13 protein-coding genes and 4 pseudogenes are annotated in these 17,665 nt (G+C 64.3%); 2 read left to right on the forward strand and 15 right to left on the reverse strand.

Going from position 1 to position 17,665, the window contains the following annotated elements; translation table 11 throughout:
• The first annotated feature begins 453 nt into the window (after window positions 1–453).
• Window positions 454–723 carry a hypothetical protein gene (locus THIX_RS12780; protein WP_112486505.1) on the forward strand — a complete coding sequence of 90 codons (270 nt, stop codon included), beginning with the start codon at window positions 454–456 and terminating at the stop codon, window positions 721–723.
• A 12-nt stretch (window positions 724–735) separates the two neighbouring features.
• Here the strand turns inward: THIX_RS12780 and THIX_RS12785 are convergent, their stop codons facing one another.
• The 11 genes and pseudogenes from THIX_RS12785 to THIX_RS12835 all read right to left on the reverse strand — a co-directional run bounded on the left by THIX_RS12785 (window position 736) and on the right by THIX_RS12835 (window position 10,998).
• Window positions 736–1,002, reverse strand: coding sequence for a hypothetical protein (locus THIX_RS12785; RefSeq protein WP_112486506.1), 267 nt, complete (start codon window positions 1,000–1,002; stop codon window positions 736–738).
• 27 nt (window positions 1,003–1,029) lie between these two features.
• Window positions 1,030–1,209, reverse strand: a complete 180-nt coding sequence (locus tag THIX_RS12790) for a hypothetical protein (RefSeq protein ID WP_146748546.1) — start codon at window positions 1,207–1,209, stop codon at window positions 1,030–1,032.
• 419 nt (window positions 1,210–1,628) lie between these two features.
• Window positions 1,629–2,731 (reverse strand): annotated as a pseudogene (locus THIX_RS23815) (hypothetical protein); the annotation flags it as partial.
• 12 nt (window positions 2,732–2,743) lie between these two features.
• Window positions 2,744–3,766, reverse strand: a pseudogene (locus THIX_RS23820) (IS630 family transposase); the annotation flags it as partial.
• A gap of 154 nt (window positions 3,767–3,920) precedes the next feature.
• The gene (locus THIX_RS12805; protein ID WP_371413003.1) at window positions 3,921–4,697 is read right to left on the reverse strand and encodes a crotonase/enoyl-CoA hydratase family protein; all 777 of its coding nucleotides are present in this window, start codon (window positions 4,695–4,697) and stop codon (window positions 3,921–3,923) included.
• A 120-nt stretch (window positions 4,698–4,817) separates the two neighbouring features.
• Entirely contained in the window at window positions 4,818–5,987 is a 1,170-nt protein-coding gene (locus THIX_RS12810; protein WP_112486510.1) for an ABC transporter substrate-binding protein, read from the reverse strand.
• Between the two features lie 224 nt (window positions 5,988–6,211).
• Window positions 6,212–7,567: an IS1182-like element ISThsp16 family transposase gene (locus tag THIX_RS12815; protein WP_112484377.1), complete on the reverse strand. Its 1,356-nt coding sequence runs from the start codon at window positions 7,565–7,567 to the stop codon at window positions 6,212–6,214.
• Between the two features lie 80 nt (window positions 7,568–7,647).
• On the reverse strand, window positions 7,648–8,355 hold the full coding sequence (locus THIX_RS12820; protein ID WP_112486511.1) for an ABC transporter ATP-binding protein: 708 nt from the start codon (window positions 8,353–8,355) through the stop codon (window positions 7,648–7,650).
• The gene (locus THIX_RS12825; RefSeq protein WP_112488352.1) at window positions 8,342–9,106 is read right to left on the reverse strand and encodes an ABC transporter ATP-binding protein; all 765 of its coding nucleotides are present in this window, start codon (window positions 9,104–9,106) and stop codon (window positions 8,342–8,344) included. Before THIX_RS12825 ends, THIX_RS12820 begins: the two co-directional genes overlap by 14 nt.
• Window positions 9,099–10,133 carry a branched-chain amino acid ABC transporter permease gene (locus tag THIX_RS12830; RefSeq protein ID WP_112486512.1) on the reverse strand — a complete coding sequence of 345 codons (1,035 nt, stop codon included), beginning with the start codon at window positions 10,131–10,133 and terminating at the stop codon, window positions 9,099–9,101. Before THIX_RS12830 ends, THIX_RS12825 begins: the two co-directional genes overlap by 8 nt.
• Window position 10,134: 1 nt before the next feature.
• Entirely contained in the window at window positions 10,135–10,998 is an 864-nt protein-coding gene (locus tag THIX_RS12835; protein WP_112486513.1) for a branched-chain amino acid ABC transporter permease, read from the reverse strand.
• Window positions 10,999–11,447: 449 nt separating this feature from the next.
• Here THIX_RS12835 and THIX_RS12840 point away from each other — a divergent pair, with 449 nt between their 5' ends.
• The gene (locus THIX_RS12840) at window positions 11,448–11,936 is read left to right on the forward strand and encodes a MaoC family dehydratase (protein ID WP_233224546.1); all 489 of its coding nucleotides are present in this window, start codon (window positions 11,448–11,450) and stop codon (window positions 11,934–11,936) included.
• Window positions 11,937–12,478: 542 nt separating this feature from the next.
• On the opposite strand, the gene THIX_RS12850 is transcribed toward THIX_RS12840, so the two are convergent.
• The 4 genes and pseudogenes from THIX_RS12850 to THIX_RS12865 all read right to left on the reverse strand — a co-directional run.
• Window positions 12,479–13,705, reverse strand: a complete 1,227-nt coding sequence (locus tag THIX_RS12850) for an acyl-CoA dehydrogenase family protein (RefSeq protein WP_112486515.1) — start codon at window positions 13,703–13,705, stop codon at window positions 12,479–12,481.
• Window positions 13,706–13,756: 51 nt separating this feature from the next.
• The gene (locus THIX_RS12855) at window positions 13,757–14,815 is read right to left on the reverse strand and encodes a phosphotransferase (protein ID WP_112486516.1); all 1,059 of its coding nucleotides are present in this window, start codon (window positions 14,813–14,815) and stop codon (window positions 13,757–13,759) included.
• Between the two features lie 14 nt (window positions 14,816–14,829).
• Window positions 14,830–15,830: pseudogene (locus THIX_RS12860) on the reverse strand (NADP-dependent oxidoreductase).
• Between the two features lie 185 nt (window positions 15,831–16,015).
• Window positions 16,016–17,662: pseudogene (locus tag THIX_RS12865) on the reverse strand (acyl-CoA dehydrogenase family protein); the annotation flags it as partial.
• Between the last annotated feature and the right edge of the window lie 3 nt (window positions 17,663–17,665).

The following is a 17,665-nucleotide window of genomic DNA, read 5'->3' on the forward strand; positions in this document are numbered from 1 at the left end:
GCAAAGTGGGTTTTCACGCGCATATAAATGTTTCGTTAAACGCTGCCTTGGCGTTCGACGCGGGGTTTTCTGATTATGCGCCATGCCATTATCTCGGCTGCGCTTTTACAGTTTGTCGCAGACTGATACTGATCGTCGGGCACTGCAAGGCCGACCCCGAGTAATCGCAGGGGGCAGGGCGCAGCCCTGAGGCCGTTTCTCCGCGGCCGCGCGGCCGCGTGCTGGTCGGCGCATGGGTGGACCCCTTGGAGCGCGTCGGCAAGGTGGGGGTCTGCCCCGGTCTGTCCCACCGGCTTGTGCCGTGCCCGGGTTTCTGGGGCCGCTACCCGCCGTAGGCGGGGGGTGGCCCCTGGGCTTGTCCATTTACAACAAGTCGCCCGCCACAACAGGTCTTTTTTCCACATCTTGATCACGTGGCGACAAGATGTCGCCAATTGGTGATAAAGTGTCGCCATGAACATGAAGACTTCCTCGGATGGAGCGCCAGCGGCGCCGGTGGCGGATCGCACGCGCTTGACGATTGATCTGCCCCCCGGGCTGCTGCTGCTGCTGGATCACTGCGCCGAAACCACGGGACAGTCCCGGACGCAGGTCGTGTTGGCCCTACTGGCCGAGCAGTTGCCCGCCCTGGCCGACCGCGCCAGCGACATCCGCAAGCGGGTGGCCGAGATCGAACGCCAGCGCCGCGAGCAGCAGCAGCGTCAGGGCGGCGGCAAGCGCTAGCGGTCGCAACGCCTACCGCACGGCCTTGGTGTTCACCTGGGCCATGTCTTTGAGGATGGGCAAGGCGTGCTGGAGCAGCAGCATTTCCAACTGCTCCGTGGCCTTGGCGACGTTCTCGGTCGTCTGCTTGACCGTGAACACCCAGTGGTTGCTGTTGCCGTTGGCTCCGCCCCTTGCTGCGTACTGCAGCTCGTCGTAAGACTCTACAAGTGAGGTGGCGAATGCCACGGCGTCGCGGACGTTTTCCAGGGCTTCGTGGATAGACTCGTAGGTAGCCATGCTTGATCTCCTTGGGATCGAGGGTGGTCAGGGGGCGTCGGCGGCTTTGCGTCCGCCGTCGTCCCCGGCTTGTCGCTCCAGATCGGGGCGATAGGGGCTGCGCGTGAGGATGGCCTCCAGGCTTCCATCGGCGATGGCTCGCCGCACCTTGTCCACCACGTTCCACTGTTCCACGTACCGTTGCAGGCTGCGCTCAGTGCGCGCCATGTGCGGCGCCACGGCATGCACCCAGGCCACGCACTGCGGCCAGGTAACGGCAATCTCCCCGAAAAGATCGACCTGGCTGTCTCGGTCGGCCTGTTTCGGAGCATATTGGCATTATGTTAAATAAGCAGCGGCGATCATCAAACTGCTGCACTGACAGTTCGAAGATCGCATCGCCCTCCTGAGCCGAGCGCGAGTGGCTCCCATGCACCGTCGCCGTGGACCAACCCAGCAACGGGGCAATCTGCGCCGCTGTGCTGCCCAGGGGCGCACGGATGAGCACGCATTGGATGCGCTGGTACTCGGCATGTGTCTCCGCTCGGCTCTCATCCCGCTGGTCTTGAGTTCGTCGATCGTGTCGAGGAGAGCGCGAACCGCAACGGCGTGCGCCGCTGCGGTGTCGGATCAGCAGTTGCGTCCGGTCAGCGCACCTTGCCGGTTTTCCACGCATTCAGCAGCGTGGCGTAGGCGATGGTCTCGCCCTTCGGCTTCTCGTTGGCCAGCTTCTTCCACGGCGCGTGCTTGTCGCTCAGCCACTTGGCGGGGTCGCTCTTGGGATTGAGCTTGGGTGCGCAATGCGCCATGCCGGCGCGCTGCAGGCGCCCCATCACGTCGTCCATCTCGGTGGCCAGGTTGTCCATCGCCTGCTGCGGCGTCTTCTCGCCGGTCACGGCTACGGCGACGTTCTTCCACCACAGCTGCGCCAGCTTGGGGTAGTCGGGGACGTTGTTGCCGGTCGGCGTCCAGGCCACGCGCGCCGGGCTGCGGTAGAACTCGACCAGCCCGCCGAGCTTGGGTGCCAGGTCGGTCATCGCCTTGGACTGGCTGTCGGACTGGCGAATCGGCGTCAGTCCGACGATGGTTTTCTTCAGCGAGGTGGTCTTGGCGGTCACGAACTGCGCGTACAGCCAGGCCGCAGCCGTTCGGTTGGCGTCGTGGTTGGCGAAGAAGGTCCACGAGCCCACGTCCTGGTAGCCGTTTTGCATGCCCTGCTTCCAGTACGCACCGTTCGGGCCGGGGGCCATGCGCCACTCCGGTGTGCCGTCGGCGTTGACCACCGGCAGGCCGGGCTTGGTCATGTCTGCAGTGAAGGCCGTGTACCAGAAGATCTGCTGTGCGATCTGGCCTTGTGCAGGCACCGGACCGGCTTCGCCGAAGGTCATGCCGATCGCTTCCTTCGGCGCGTACTTTCTTCGTAGGCGCTCCAGTTCAGCGGCACGCCGAGGTCATAGCCGTATTTCGCCTTGATGGTCCACTCCTTGCCCTTGCCGGCCATGTAGTCGGTCAGGTTCATGATCTTGCCGTAGCGGTAGTGCGTGCCGATCAAGTCGGAATCGGAAATCCAGCCGTCGTAGATCGACCTGCCCGACTGCATCGAGGTCTGCAGTTTCTCGACCACGTCGCCTTCCTGGATGATGTCGTGCTTGACCTTGATGCCGGTGATCTCCTTCACGCCCCTGGCCTGCAGCTTCCTGGCGGCGTCGATGAACCACTTCATCTCGGCGGCCTGTTGGTCCTTGGACAGGCGCAGGAAAGTGCGGGCCATCTTGGAGAAGACGCACTCGATCAGATTGAGCCAGGAGCCATGCTTGGGGGTGTGAACGTACTCGAAGCGCCCGGGGCGCGCGGCGAGATAGGCCATGGTCTCCTTCGAGATGTGGGCCGAATGGTTGTCCAGCACCACGCGAATGATGGCCTCGCTCGGATAGTGCGCGTCCAGGCGCTTGAGCAGCGCGATGAACTCCACACTGCGGTGCCGCTCCTCGACGGTGGCGAAGATCTGACCCGAGTGCAAGTCGATTCCGGCGAGGATCGATACCGTGCCCCGACGGACATACTCATAGTCGCGCCCGACGGTCGATGCCTTGCCCGGTACCGGAGGCAGATCCGGCGCAGTCAAGCCGATCGCCTGAACCCCCGGCTTCTCATCGACGCTGACGGTATAGATGGGGTTGGGGCGCGCATCATGAACGGCGCCCTCCTGATAGATCGAAACATCCCGGTAGACCATCAGGACCTCCTGCATCTTGCGGTCGAACTCGGGATCCCGTTTTTCCAGGTAGTAGCGAATCTTGTGGGGCTTGATCTCGTGCTCGTTGAGGATGCGCCACACGGTGCTTTTGCCCGCGTTGGCCAGGCGAGCGAATCCCGCGGCCTCGGCTGCTTCAGACACAAACCGCGCCAGTGCGGAGATGCTCCACAACTCGGCCGCCAGGCCATGATCCTTGGGCTTGGTGCACGCGATGCTCACCACCCAGGCTTTGGCTTCATCGGTAATCTCGGGTTCATGCGGCCGGTGGTACTTGTCTTTCAAACCCGTCTGCACACCGGCTGCCAGCGCCTTGTCAACGCTGCGATAGATCATCGGACGACTGAACCCGAGCTGGCGTTGCAGTTCCGTGATCGAAGTGCCCGCGGCGTAACCCAACAGCACCTTGGCCCGTTCGACTTCGCGCACGGGCGCGGTCCTCGAGCCAGCCAGTTCCTTGAGCGTCGTCGTCTGCTCCGGTGTCAGCACCAGCGCCGCACGTTTGGACTTCCTCGCCATCGTCACCTCCATCAAGGGTTGCGAACGGAACGAGGTTATTATCGCTCATTTAGTAACCGTATTGCTGGAACGAACTACTAGATAGGTTGGGCTGCGTGCAGGAGTGGTCGCGGCTTGGGCATCCATGTCTGCCTCCATTGGGAATGCGAGTGGCGTTGTTCACACATTAAGCATTGAAATGACCGTGGCGACCGACGCCTTGGGAAAAGCGGCAGGCGCCGGCCTCGCCCTCGGCGAAAACAATCGGAACACCCCGCGCGCCTTCTTGCCGCAGAGCTTCGGCCAGGGGCAAATCCCATTGCGCATAGACAGAGCGGCGATCGGTCAGCATGCACAATTGCGGAAACTTCGCGATCTGACGCGCCAACATCTGCGCGGCCGCCAGCGCGCCGCCTGACGGGGTGGTACGGTTGACCAGCCCCATGGCCAGGGCCTCGGGAGCGTGGACCGGGCGCCCTGTCAAGATCAGGTCGAGCGCGCGCCCCATGCCCACGATGCGGGGCAGCCGTACCGTGCCGCCGTCGATCAGCGGAATCCCCCAGCGCCGGCAAAAAACTCCCAAAACCGCGTCTTCGTCAGCCACGCGCAGGTCGGCCAGCAGGGCCAGTTCCAGGCCCCCTGCAACCGCATAGCCATTGATCGCTGCAACCAGCGGCTTGGACAAATGCATCCGAGTCGGACCCATCGGGCCGCTCCCCTGCCCTGCGGGATCGAGTTCATTGCGCAGGGCAGGGTCACCCAAGGCCGCCAGATCGGCGCCGGCGCAAAAATTGCCGCCCGCACCGGTCAAGACCGCCACCCGCAAGGCGTCATCAGACTCGAAGCGCTCAAACGCCGCCCGCAGTTGTGCGGCGACGGCGCCGTTGACGGCGTTGCGCTTGTCGGCTCGGTTCAGTGTGATGGTGCAAATTGCCTCATCGACGTCCACATTGACGTATTGCATGTCCATGGTCGCTGCCTGGGAAAGAAAAACTGAAATTGCGGATTGAACTGAGGCCAGCCGGCGCTGTCGTCGCGTGGATGAACGATGCAACGGCTTGCGGACGTGCTTCTTGTTTTTCCGTCATTGCATCAAATCGCTGGTCTTGACCTGACGCAGCTTGCCGTTTTCGATCAGGGCCAAAGGCGCATCGGATTCGGTGCCGCCGTTGGAGTCGATGCCGGTGAAGTCCTGCGGATTCTGAGCCGCGGGCAAAGACTTGAGCGCAGCAGGCAACTGCGCGCGGATCTCAGCCGGGTCGCTCACGCTGCCGGCCATCTTGAGCGCTGCAGCCAGCGCATGCACCATGGTGTAGTTCAACGCCATTTCGGAGGTCGGCTCCTTGCCGCCGTGACTCCTGGCGTAGGACGCGACGAAGGCCTGCATGGCCGGGCGCGTGTCAGAAACCAGGGGCAGCACACCGATCGAGCCGTTCATCGGAGCATAGCCACCCAGGACCTTGGCCATTTCATCGAACTTGGCTTGATCCATCACCGCGAACCCGCCTTTGAAGCCCAGATCGCGCGCTTGTTTGATCACCAGCGCCGTCGGCTCCGATGGGCCACCGACGAACATCGCATCGGGCTTGGTCGCCAGCACCCTGCTGACCCCGGCGTAAAAATCGGCGGATTTGTTGTAGGACATCGGGTTGTCTGCCACCACTTTGCCCCCATCCTTTTCCCAACCCTCGCGGAAGACTTTCACCCAGGCTTTGGCGTAGTCCGTGTCGGATGGCGCCAGCCCGACGTTTTTCCCGAACAGCCTCATCTCGTTGCGCACATAGGCCGGCACATAGCTGGCAAAGGACGGAGGAATGCGGATGGTCAGTTTGTTGCCGGTCTCAGTGATACGCGGCACGCTGGAGTAGGCCATCAGCAAGAAATTGGCCTGGGTGTTGAAGGTCTGCAGCGCGAAAATGCCGCCCGAATGCGGGCAAAAAATCACCGGGGTCTTGTCCTGTTCCACCAATCGGCGGCCGTTGATGGCCGCCTGGGCCGGGTTGTACTGGTCGTCCAGGGCTACTACTTTGAAGGTGTATTTCTTTCCCTTGACGGTCACGCCACCTGCGGCGTTGACCTCATTGACCCCCATCTCGATGCCCGACAGCACGTTCTTGCCATACTGCGCCGCACCGCCGCTGAGTGGCCCCGTGTAGCCGATATTGACAACCTCCTGTGCCTGCGCCATCGCGCCGAACGCCACGACCGTCGCTGCAGCCAGTACAAATCGATTCAAGGTTGTGAACGCGCCCATGCTTGTCTCCTGTGGATTGGTGATGCACCATTCGGCCCGCGGTCTGATTGACTTCTAGGAGGCTGTCGGACTTGAACCCGAGCGAATCCGATTGATCAGTGCGACGCGTTTTTTTTGACAGCGGCGCGCTGATCGAACGCTCTCGATGGTTGGCGAGACACTGTGAGGGCACATGGGGCGGCCTGGGGACTCGGTTTTGGCGTGGTCGGGGCGCACTATTGCCCTCACGCGGCTCGCAGGACGTGCATGCGCTTGATGTTCCAAGCCATGGTCACCAAGCTCCATTCGCCTTGTGCCTTGGCCAGCCCGCGCATGCTCATCTGGCGCCAACCCATCACTTGCTTGATGATGCCGAACACCGGCTCCACTGTCTGCTTGCGCAGGCCGTACAGGGCTCGGCCTGCTTGCGTGCCCAGGCGGTGTGCCATCTGCACGAGCGGATCCGTCGTCTGGGGCTCGGGCACATCGGGTGCAAAGCGCCCCATCACCGGCGTGTGATGCGACTCCCGCTTGAGCGCCAGCAGCGGCTCGATACCCGCGTCGTTGCACGCGATCACGTTGGCTTGGCTGAAGAAGCCGTTGTCCGTGATGAGCGTGTGCACCTCGCCCAGCACCGCGGGTAACGCTTGGATCTGCTGCAGCGTAGGCACAACTTCGCGCTTGTCGTTGGATGCCTGGCTCACATGCTGGGTGATCACCATCATCGTCGCGATGTCCACGCCGGCTTGTGCGTTGTAGCTTTGCTCGAAGCCCCCACCCGACACGGGCATGATGCGCGACTCTTCATCCGTGAGGTTGACCTGATCGCTGCTCCGGGGGCCGGCCTCTGGCGGCTCAGGGTCCTTGCCGCGCGGCTTCTTGCCCGCCTCGCGCTGGGCTTGGCGCTTGGCGGTCTTGGCCTCGTACTCCTGCTGCTCGACCTGATGGCGTTCGCTGGCGCGCTGCTCGATCTTGGCCTTGGCCTGCGCGATTGCGCTCAAGCGATCTGCACGCAGGGCGATCTCCGCCGGCACATCCATGCCGTCGGGTACCGTCGCGCGGTCGCTGTTCTCTGCCAGCGCCAGCAGCGTTTGTACTTCCTGGCGCAGCTGCGCCTCGATCTTGTTGGCATGAGCCCACGACAAGGCCTTGTGCTTGCTGGCGTTGGCGTCGATCTTGGTGCCATCCAGCGCGATGTGTCCGAGCTTGAGCAGCTTCATCTCGCGCGCCAGAACCAGCACCTGCACGAACAGTGCCTCCACCTCCTTCAAGAAGCGGCGGCGGAACGTCGCCAGCGTGTCGTGATCGGGGTGGGTATTGGCCGCAACAAAGCGGAACGCCACCGAGTCGTAGGTCGCCCGCTCGATCTTGCGGCTGGAGTGCACGCCGTTGGCGTAGCCGTAGATCAGCAGGCCCAGCAGCACCGCCGGATGGTGCGCCGCCGAGCCCCGGCCTGCGTACTGTCGGGCCAGATCGCCCAGATCAAGCTGCTCGATGACTTCGACCACGAAGCGCGCCAAGTGATCAGTGGGCAGCCATTCGTCCACCGACGGTGGCAACAGATATGCGGTGTCTCGGTCAACAGGGACGAAGCGGCTCATCGGCTCGGGCTCTCGGTTGTGCAGCAGCAATTGTCTCGGATAGCGTCTTCATCCGGAAGACCGCAAAGTCCGACAGTCTCCTAGGTGCCGATATACGCCCTGCGTATGCCTTCGTCATGCAGCAGCGCGTCGGCGCTGCCCTTCATCACGACCCTGCCCTGCTCGATCACATAACCGCGGTGCGCGATGCGCAGCGCCGCGTGCGCGTTCTGCTCCGCCAGCAACACCGTGGTGCCGGCTTGGTTGATGGCCTGGACGACCTCGAACATCTGTTTCACCACCAGCGGCGCAAGCCCGAGGGACGGTTCGTCGAGCAGCAACAACCTGGGCTGGCCCATCAGGGCGCGCCCGATCGCGACCATCTGCTGCTGACCACCGCTCAGCGAGCCGGCTGGTTGCGCGCGCTTTTCGGCCAGCACCGGAAACAGCGTGAACACCTGCTCCAGGCGCTGCTGCATGGCGGTTGCGCGCAGCCGGTGCACATAGGCCCCGAGCTGCAGATTTTTCAGCACCGAGAGCTGGCCGAACAGCTTGCGCCCTTCCGGGCAATGCACCACGCCATGGGCCACGATTTGTGGCGCACGCATGCGGGTCAGTTCGAGACCGCCCCACCAGGCCCGCCCGGCGCGTATGCGCAGCAAGCCGCTCAAGGCGTGGAACAAACTGCTCTTGCCGGCCCCGTTGGCGCCGAGCAGCACCACCAGTTCGCCATCCCGCACCTGCAGGTCGACGCCCTGCAGGGCGAGGAAGGCGTCGTAGCCCACGGTCAGACCCTCAAGCCGCAGCATCGGGCACTCCCAGATAGGCGTGAATGACATGGGGGTTGGCGCGAATGGCGTCCGGCGTGCCTTCGGCGATTTTCTTGCCGTGGTTCAGCACGAGCACACAATCGGCCAGGCGCATGACCATGTCCATCTTGTGCTCCACCAGGCACACGGTCATGCCGCTGGTGGCGAGTTTGCGGACGAGTTCGGCGAGTTGCACCGTTTCTTCCGGGTTGATGCCGCCCGCCGGTTCGTCCAGCAGCATGAGCCGGGGTTCGGTGGCCAAGGCCAGGGCGATGGCCACGCGCTTGCGCTGCTCCTGCGTGATGTCACCCGCGAGGCGGTGCGCAACGGCCCGCAGCCCGACGAATTCCAGCGCAGCCTCGGCCTTGGCGCGGCATAGCGCTTCCTCACGCTGCAATCTGGGTGTGCCGAGCAGCACGTCCCACAAACCGGCGCGGGTGCGCAGGCGATGACCGACGATCAGGTTGTCGAGAACGCTGGCATGGTCGAACAGCTGGGTGCTTTGGAACGTGCGTGCCACGCCCAGCCTGGCCATGCGGTCGGGGCGCGACCCGGTCACGCTTTGCCCGTCGAAACGGATGCGGCCTCGCGTCGGTTTGTACACACCACTGATGAGATTGAAAAAGGTTGTTTTACCGGCACCGTTCGGGCCGATGATGGCCGTGATGCTGCCTTGGCGGATGCAGGTGCTGACGCCGTCGACGGCAGCCAGCCCGCCGAAGCGCACGCCGATGTCGTCGATCTCAAGCATGGCCGCACCCTGGCGCTGCAGCAGCGCCCTGCCCTGGCACCGCAGGCGCATCTGGCTGCGCTACGGCCGGATCCTGTGTCTTCGCGGCCCGCCGCGCCTGCCAGTTGCGCAAGCTGCCGACGATGCCTGCGGGCAGGAAAATGAGCAGCAGCACCAGCAAGGGGCCGAAGACCAGCATGCGGTAGTCCTGCATGAATTGCAGGTATTGGGTCACCCAGGGCAGCGCCAGCGAGCCGACGATGGGCCCGGCCACGGTGCCGATGCCACCGATCAGCATGGCCGTGACCATGTCGAAGGTGTGGGCGATACTGGCCAGATCAGGGCCGAGGAAACGGACGGTTCCGGCGTAAAGGCCGCCGGCAAATCCGGCGTAGACCACCGACAGCACAAAGGCCAGCAGCTTGGTGCGCATCACTGGAATACCCAGGGCTTCGGCCAATGGCTCGCTGTTGCGCACGGCGACGAAACTACGCCCGACCAGCGAGCGCACGATGCGCTGCATCAGCCAGGTCATCAGCACCAGACAAGCCAGCGTGAGGTTGTACTGGCCGCGCGGCGTGGCGAATTGCAGCGCCCCCAGGCCCGGTGGGACGGGAATGCCGATGATGCCCACCACGCCGTGGGTCAGGCCGTCCCACTTCTCGATCACCAGGTTGATGATGCTGCCCACGCACAAGGTGAAGATGGCGAAGTAATGCCCGCGCAGACGCAACGACAACCAGCCGATCGGCATTCCCAATACGGCAGGAATCAGGCCCGACAACACAAAGGCCCACCAGAACGGCACGGCATGGTCCACCGTGAGGATGCCCACGGTGTAGGCACCCATGGCCATGAATCCGGCGTGGGCCAGGTTGAGTTGGCCGGTGTAACCGGTGATGAGGTTCAAACCCAGCGCGGCGATGGCGTAGATGTAGGCGAGGGAGAGCACGGACAAGATGTAGTCATTGCCGCCGGCGAGCCACGGCAAGGCTAGGGCCAGACCCAGCGGCACAAGCCACGGCCAGGTGCGCTTGAGCTTGCGCATATCAGCGTGCCCCCTGCGTCAGCAATCCTTGCGGTCGTGCCGAGAGAATCACCACCAGCAACACGAAGGCGATGATGTCCTTGTAGTCGGTGGAAACGTAGAAACCGCCGAAACTCTCGGCCAGGCCGATGATCAGGCCGCCCAGGATGGCGCCGGGAAAGCTGCCCATGCCACCCAGGATGATGATGACGAAGGCCTTGACGATGACCAGATTGCCCATGGTCGGGTACAGCAGGTTGATCGGCGCATACAGAGCGGCGGCCACCGCTGCGAGCGCTCCCGAGATGGCGAACACCAGATAGGTCACGCGGCGGGCATCGATGCCCACGAGTGCCGCGCCCTGCGGGTCTTGCGCCAGCGCCAGGATGGTGGAGCCGGTGACGGTGCGCGTGAGGAAGAGATGCAGCACCACGACGAGCACGAAAGCCGCCACGACGATGAGCAGGCGCTGCAGGGGAAACGGCATCCCGGCGATTTCCAGCACGTGGCCATAAGGCGTCGGCAGGCGGTGGAACTCAGCGCCCCAGATGAACTGAGCCACAGCTTCGAGAAACAGCATCACGCCAATGGCGCCAATCATGTCGTAAAGCTCGGGCGCCTTGCGCAAAGGGGCGAAGACCAGGGCTTGCATCAACATCGCCAGCAGCGCCACCGCTGCTCCCGCCCCGAGCATGGCCCACCAATACCCCAGCCCCAGTTTGTCGATCAGGGTGTAAGCCACATAGCCACCCACCATATACAAGGCGCCGTGGGCGAAATTGGGAATGTGCAGAACTCCGTAGACCAGCGTGAGACCGAGTGCAACGAGGCCGTAGATGGCCCCGAGCGTGAGTCCGTTGAACAACAGTTGAACGATCTGATCCATGGGTCTCGGCGCATTCAGGCAGGTCGAAACGTAATGTTTTTCGATTGTTACGCATTGAAGCCATCGCCGCTGGCCCTGTCAATAGGTGGAATTATGTTCTGCAGGGCAAAACTTGAAATGACCAACTTGCCCTGCAATCAGGACAAATGCAACTTGAAGGCTATTGTCCTCTAGGGTATGCGCGGTACATAGCCCAAAAATCGCTGCTTATGGTTGCAACGACGAATGCAAATTCATCGACACAACACGGCGGGCACCATGTTCGAATTGCGGCAAAAGTTGAGTCCGAAATCGTGCCAAACTTGGCTGGTTTAGGCACGTGAGGAGCGCAGGTGGAATCGCCAGGAGGTGCTGATCAAGGCTGATTCATCGGCAACTTGCCGGATGCCCGTCAATCACATTGAGCACATTGCATTGGATTGACCACAGTGGCATTTATCGATGAGGGGATGAAGCGAATGGAGCAGGCTGCGGCAAAACCGCTGGGGATCGACGCGCTGCGTGCCCGTGCTGGCGAGGTGATCGGGACCTCGCCCTGGTTGTTGATCGAGCAGTCGCGCATCAACGCTTTTGCCGAGGCGACGCTCGATCACCAGTTCATCCATGTCGATCCTGCCCGCGCCCAGGCCACCCCGCTGGGGTCCACCATTGCGCATGGATTTCTCACGCTGTCCTTGCTGAGCCATTTCGCCGAAGCCGTGCTGCCTGACATTTCGAGCTTGGCCATGAGCATGAATTACGGCTTCGATCGGGTGCGCTTTGTGGCGCCGGTGCGCACCGGCTCTCGCATTCGGGGCGTTTTTTCACTCGTCGCGCTGGAGCAGCAAGCCGCCAACCGATTTCAAATGCGGCTCGCCGTCACGGTCGAGATCGAAGGTGAGGTCAAACCGGCGCTGGTGGCCGATTGGCAGACGGTCTTGTTCATGGTTCAGGACTGACCGGGTTTGCCGCGAACCCGGTCGCAGGTCGGGCGGCCTGCCCCCCTTGATCAAGCTGCAAAGGAGCAGGACCCGCCGCGTTCCAGGGCGCGCCGGTAAGCCGCTCGCTGCTGGAACCGATGCACCCAAGAATCCATGCTTGGGCAACTGGCGCGCAGGCCGCGCGCAGCCTCGCCGACAAAGCTCATCTGGACTCGCGTTCCTGCAAGGCACGCCATTGCACCTTGCCCGTGCCGGACTTGGGCAGTTTTTGCGCCAGCATGTCGACCCAGAGAGTCACCCAGGCTCGGCGAGGTTCTCGCGTGACGCCGCGGCGAACGGGGGGACGGTGATTCGCGCTTCGCTGGAGATGTAGTCGCTGTAGGCTGCCACGATGATGTGGCTCAGGCCTTCCCCCAGCAGCGGCCGCATCTGCGCAGTTCGGGATGGTGAGGTGATGCGGCAACCCCTTGGGCCAGAATTTCCGATGGCGCGTGTTCATGGCTTGTCCCCTTTCTTGGACTTGTCGGCCTGGCGAGGTCCGATGCGATCAAGCCCACCCTTCAATGCCGCGGGCGATAGCGCTCCAGTTCCAGCCGCGCGATCTGGTCGCGGTGCACCTCGTCGGGGCCGTCGGCAAAGCGCAGGGTGCGGGCGTTGGCGTAGGCGTAGGCCAGGCCGAAGTCGTCGCTGACGCCGCCGCCGCCATGCACTTGCATCGCCCAGTCGATCACCTGGCAGGCCATGTTCGGGGCGACGACCTTGATCATGGCGATTTCCTTGCGTGCCACCTTGTTGCCGGCGCGGTCCATCGTGTCGGCGGCCTTGAATACCAGCAGGCGCGCCTGGTCGATCAGCAGACGGGCATTGGCGATGCGCTCGCGCGTCACGCCCTGGTCGGCAACCGGCCGGCCGAACGCGGTGCGCGCAAGCGCCCGTCTGCACATGGTTTCCAAAGCCCGTTCGGCCAGACCGATGAGCCGCATGCAGTGGTGGATGCGGCCGGGCCCGAGGCGCCCTTGCGCAATCTCGAATCCCCTGCCCTCGCCCAGCAGCATGTTGCCAACCGGCACGCGCACCTCGGTGAACTGGATTTCGGCGTGGCCATGCGGCGCGTCGTCATAGCCGAATACCGGCAGATGGCGCAGCACCTGCACGCCGGGGGTGTCCATCGGCACCAGAATCATGGACTGCTGGCGATGGCGGTCGGGGTTGTCAGCGTCGGTCTTGCCCATGAAGATCAGCACCTTGCAACGCGGATCGTTGGCGCCCGAGGTCCACCACTTGCGGCCGTTGATGGCGTAATGATCGCCATCGCGGCGGATGCTGGCCTGGATGTTGGTGGCGTCGCTCGAGGCCACGCCTGGCTCGGTCATGGCGAAGCCCGAGCGAATCTCGCCGCGCAACAGCGGCTCCAGCCACTGCGCTTTCTGCTCCGCTGTGCCGTAGCGTTCCAGCACTTCCATATTGCCGGTGTCGGGCGCCGAGCAGTTGAAGGCTTCGGGAGCGATAGGCGAGCGGCCCATGATCTCGCACAGTGGCGCGTACTCCAGATTGCTCAAGCCCGCGCCACGCCCGGACTCGGGCAGGAACAAATTCCACAAGCCCGCCTTGCGCGCCTCGGCCTTGAGTTCCTCGATCACCCGGGTGGGCTGCCAGGCATCGCCGGCCTTGCGGTTGGCCTCGACCTCGGCAAAAAACCGTGCCTCGTTCGGGTAGACATGCGCCTCCATGAAGGCGCCGACGCGCTCTTGCAGGGCGCTGACCTTGTCGCTGTGACTGAATTCCATGTGGATTCCTTGGTGGTTGGGTTGCGTGCTCAATAGCCGATCGATGGCCTCTCAATGACCAAATACGCGCTCGACTTGCGCCCAGGCAGCCTCGGCCAAAGGCCGGGCGCGGCGGCCCGCTTCGAGCGCCTGCGCGCTGGACGCGTTGCCTTGCAGCGCCCGCGCCAGCACGCCTTGCAGAATGCCGGCAAGGCGGAACATGTTGAAGGCGGCGTAGAACTCCCAGTCGCTCGGCGAGACTGGGGCGCGCTGGGTGCGCTCGCAGTAACGCGCGACGTATTCGGCCTCGCTGGGTATGCCCAGGGCGGCCAGATCGCCGCCGACCAGGCCGCGAAATTGCCCCGGCTCCAGGCGCCAGGCCATGCAGTGATAGGCAAAGTCCGCCAGCGGATGGCCGAGGGTGGACAGTTCCCAGTCGAGCACCGCCAGGATGCGCGGCTCGGTGGGGTGAAAGACGACGTTGTCCAGGCGATAGTCGCCATGCACGATGGCGGTTTCGTCGCCCGGGGGAATGTGCGCCGGCAGCCAGTCGATGAGCTTGTCCATCGCCTCGACGCGCTCGGTTTCGCTGGCGCGGTATTGCTGCGTCCACCGTGCCACCTGGCGGGCGATGTACTGCCCCGGCTTGCCATAGTCGCCCAGCCCCAGCGCGGCCTCATCGACCCGGTGCAGGGCGGCGATCACGCGGTTCATCTCGTCGAAAATCGCCGCGCGCTCGGTGGACTGCATGCCGGGCAGGAGCGGATCCCAGAAAATGCGGCCCTCGACAAAGTCCATGAGGTAGAACGGCGTGCCGATCACGCTCTCGTCCATGCACAACAACTGCATGTGCGGCACTGGAACCTGACTCTGGCCTAAAGCCTGCATGACGCGAAACTCGCGGTCCACCGCATGGGCCGAAGGCAGCAGCTTGCCCGGCGGCTTGCGCCGCAGCACGTAACGCCGCCCGTCGGCCGCCGTCAGCAAATACGTGGGGTTGGACTGGCCGCCCTTGAACTGCGCCACTTGCAAGGGCCCCTGCACATCCGGCATGTGCCCACGCAAGTAGTTGGCGAGGGCCGCCACGTCGAACGCCAATGCGGGGGCCACTTCGCGGGTATCGGCTTGCATCGCTTGTCCCTGGTTCAGTTCAGCTTGACCAACTGCTTGCCGAAGTTCTGGCCCTTGAGCATGCCGATGAAGGCGGCGGGCGCCTGTTCCAGCCCCTGTGCCACCGACTCGCGCCATTGCAGTTTGCCGCTGGCCACCAGGCCGCCGAGTTCGCGCAGCGCCGCGGGCCACTGGTCCATATGCTCGGAGACGATGAAGCCCTCCAGTTTCAGGCGGTTGATCAACACCGTGCGAACGTTCTTCATGCAGTAGGGATCGGTGGTGTTGTAGTCGGCGATCATGCCGCACAGCGCAATGCGGCCGAAGGCGTTGGTGCGCGTCAGCAGGGTGTCGAAAATCTCGCCGCCGACGTTCTCGAACAGGCAGTCCGCCCCGTTTGGCAGCGCGCTTTCAAATCGGCCTTGAGGTTACCGGCCTTGTAGTCGACGCAGGCGTCGAAGCCCAGAACCTCCACCACATAGCGGCATTTCTCCGCGCCGCCCGCCACGCCCACGGCGCGGCAGCCCTTGGCCTTGGCGAGTTGGCCGACCACACTGCCCACCGCGCCGGAGGCTGCGGTCACCACCACCGTCTCGCCCGTCTTGGGCTCGCAGATGGCGTTCAGCCCATACCAGGCCGTGACGCCGGGCATGCCCACCGGGCCGAGGTAGGCCGCCAGCGGCACATGGGTCACATCCACCTTTTGCAGAGCGCGCGCGGGAGCGACGCCATACAACTGCCAACCCAGCATGCCCACCACCTTGTCGCCGGGTTTGAGGTGCGGATCGCGCGAAGCCACGACCTCGCCCGCCGTGCCGCCCACCATCACCGCGCCCAGCGCCACCGGTTCGGCGTAGGACTTGGCGTCGGACATGCGCCCGCGCATATAGGGGTCGAGCGACAGCCAGTGGTTGCGCACCAGCACTTCGCCCTCGCCCGGCTCGGGCACGGGGCCACGTTCGAGCCGGAAGTGATGCTCTTCCACCCAGCCGCTGGGCCGTTCGGCAAGGACGAGTTGCAAATTATGGTCAGCCATGTGTGTTCTCCAGGAAAGTTGCCAGACCGCGTTCGCCCATGCGAACGAGGAGTTGCCGCGCATCGTTCCGTCCAAGTTCGTAGGCGGCGCGAATGCCGTGTTGGTTGGTGTAATCCCAGCCATTCACCGGCACGCGGCGCGAGGGCTGGATGTCGAAGCGATGTGCCGTTTGCGGCAGGGGTCGCGGCCGGGTTGCCACCCTCCCATGCGGCGCGGGTGGCCGCGAGCAACTGTTGCAGCGCCGCGGCATGCGCCTGCAGAGCCCGCAAGGCTTCGGCGCGGGCGGCGGTGGCGCGCATGCGGGCGGCGAGCATGGCCGGCCCGGCACCGCCCTCCATCACCACCTTGCGGCCAAGCAGGTCCAGCGCCTGAATGCCGTGGGTGCCTTCGTGGATCATGTTCAGGCGGTTGTCGCGCCAGTACTGCTCCACCGGAAAGTCGCGCGTGTAGCCGTAGCCGCCATGCACCTGAATGGCCAGGCTGTTGGCTTCCAGGCACCATTCCGACGGCCAGCTCTTGGCGATGGGCGTGAGCACTTCCAGCAACAGGCCGGCGTCGCGGGCCGGGGTTTCATCGCCGGTGCGGTGTTCGTCCACCAGCCGCGCGCAATACAGCTCCAGCGCCAGCGCGCCTTCGGCGTAGGCCTTCTGCGCCAGCAGCATGCGCTTCACGTCGGCATGTTCGATGATGGCCACCGGCGGCTGGCTCGGGTCTTTGCCTGCGGGGCCGACCGGGCGCCCCTGCGGGCGCTGGCGCGCGTAGGCCAGCGATGCATCAAAGCCCGCCATGCCCAGCATGGCAGCGGCCAGGCCGACGCCGATGCGCGCCTCGTTCATCATGTGGAACATGCAGCGCGGGCCATCGCCGGGCGCACCGACGCGCCAGCCGATGGCTCCTGCCATACCGCGCGCCGGATGGCGGCCGTCGCCGAAATTGAGCAGGGTGTTGGGCGTGCCGCGCCAACCGCATTTGTGGTTGAGCCCGGCCAGGGTGATGTCGTTGCGAAGGTATTCAACTGCCACCAAGGCCGGCTCGCCGACCCGCCCCCCGAGGGGATCAAGGAAACTTGGGGCGGCCCTGCGTTTCCTTGAGAGTCGGCCATCGGCATCGGCCATCATCTTGGGCACGATGAACAGCGAAATGCCGCGCGGGCCGGGGACGAGCTTGCCGTCCGCCCCCGGAATCTTGGCCAGCACCAGATGCACGATGTTCTCGGTGAGTTCGTGCTCGCCGGCTGAAATCCACATCTTGTTGCCGAACAGGCGGTAGCGGGGGCCGAGTGCGTCCGCCTCGAAATCGTCGCCATCCGGCAAGGCGCGGGTGGCGATGTCCGACAGGCTGGAGCCGGCCTGCGGTTCGGACAAGCACATCGTCCCCGCCCAGCGTCCGCTGAACTCGGTTTGCGCGAACACGCGCTGCCGCGCCGGGACGCCATGCGCCATCAGCAGGTTGGCATTGCCCGCCGTGAGCATGCCCGCGCTGATGCTGACCGAGGCCCTGGCGAAAAACGCGTTGGCTGCGGCTTCCACGGTGTAGGGCGGCTGCATGCCGCCGAGGGCTTCGGCCTGCGCCGGGGCCAGCATGCCGGACTCGGCGTAGGCCCGCCAGGCATCGTGCGTGGCTTGCGGCAGGATGACCCGGTCGCCGTCCTGGCGCGGCTTCTCAGGATCGACCGGGCGATTGAACGGCGCGTACTTGTCGCGGGCGATGCGTTCGCAGGTGTCGAGCACCGGGGTGAAGGTGGCCAAGCTGGGCTCGGCGTAACGAGGCCTTGCGTTCAGGGCTTCAACGTCGAGCCAGTCACGCAACAGGAAATCGATGGTTTGGCGCATGGC

Source organism: Thiomonas sp. X19 (assembly GCF_900089495.1).
Taxonomy (GTDB): Bacteria; Pseudomonadota; Gammaproteobacteria; order Burkholderiales; family Burkholderiaceae_C; genus Thiomonas_A.

What these genes read in the sequence shown, in the direction of transcription:
- THIX_RS12780 (WP_112486505.1), top strand. Translation starts at nt 454, where the DNA reads ATGAACATGAAGACTTCCTCGGATGGAGCGCCAGCGGCGCCGGTGGCG.
- THIX_RS12785 (WP_112486506.1), bottom strand. Translation starts at nt 1,002, where the DNA reads ATGGCTACCTACGAGTCTATCCACGAAGCCCTGGAAAACGTCCGCGAC.
- THIX_RS12790 (WP_146748546.1), bottom strand. Translation starts at nt 1,209, where the DNA reads ATGGCGCGCACTGAGCGCAGCCTGCAACGGTACGTGGAACAGTGGAAC.
- THIX_RS12805 (WP_371413003.1), bottom strand. Translation starts at nt 4,697, where the DNA reads ATGCAATACGTCAATGTGGACGTCGATGAGGCAATTTGCACCATCACA.
- THIX_RS12810 (WP_112486510.1), bottom strand. Translation starts at nt 5,987, where the DNA reads ATGGGCGCGTTCACAACCTTGAATCGATTTGTACTGGCTGCAGCGACG.
- THIX_RS12815 (WP_112484377.1), bottom strand. Translation starts at nt 7,567, where the DNA reads ATGAGCCGCTTCGTCCCTGTTGACCGAGACACCGCATATCTGTTGCCA.
- THIX_RS12820 (WP_112486511.1), bottom strand. Translation starts at nt 8,355, where the DNA reads ATGCTGCGGCTTGAGGGTCTGACCGTGGGCTACGACGCCTTCCTCGCC.
- THIX_RS12825 (WP_112488352.1), bottom strand. Translation starts at nt 9,106, where the DNA reads ATGCTTGAGATCGACGACATCGGCGTGCGCTTCGGCGGGCTGGCTGCC.
- THIX_RS12830 (WP_112486512.1), bottom strand. Translation starts at nt 10,133, where the DNA reads ATGCGCAAGCTCAAGCGCACCTGGCCGTGGCTTGTGCCGCTGGGTCTG.
- THIX_RS12835 (WP_112486513.1), bottom strand. Translation starts at nt 10,998, where the DNA reads ATGGATCAGATCGTTCAACTGTTGTTCAACGGACTCACGCTCGGGGCC.
- THIX_RS12840 (WP_233224546.1), top strand. Translation starts at nt 11,448, where the DNA reads ATGAAGCGAATGGAGCAGGCTGCGGCAAAACCGCTGGGGATCGACGCG.
- THIX_RS12850 (WP_112486515.1), bottom strand. Translation starts at nt 13,705, where the DNA reads ATGGAATTCAGTCACAGCGACAAGGTCAGCGCCCTGCAAGAGCGCGTC.
- THIX_RS12855 (WP_112486516.1), bottom strand. Translation starts at nt 14,815, where the DNA reads ATGCAAGCCGATACCCGCGAAGTGGCCCCCGCATTGGCGTTCGACGTG.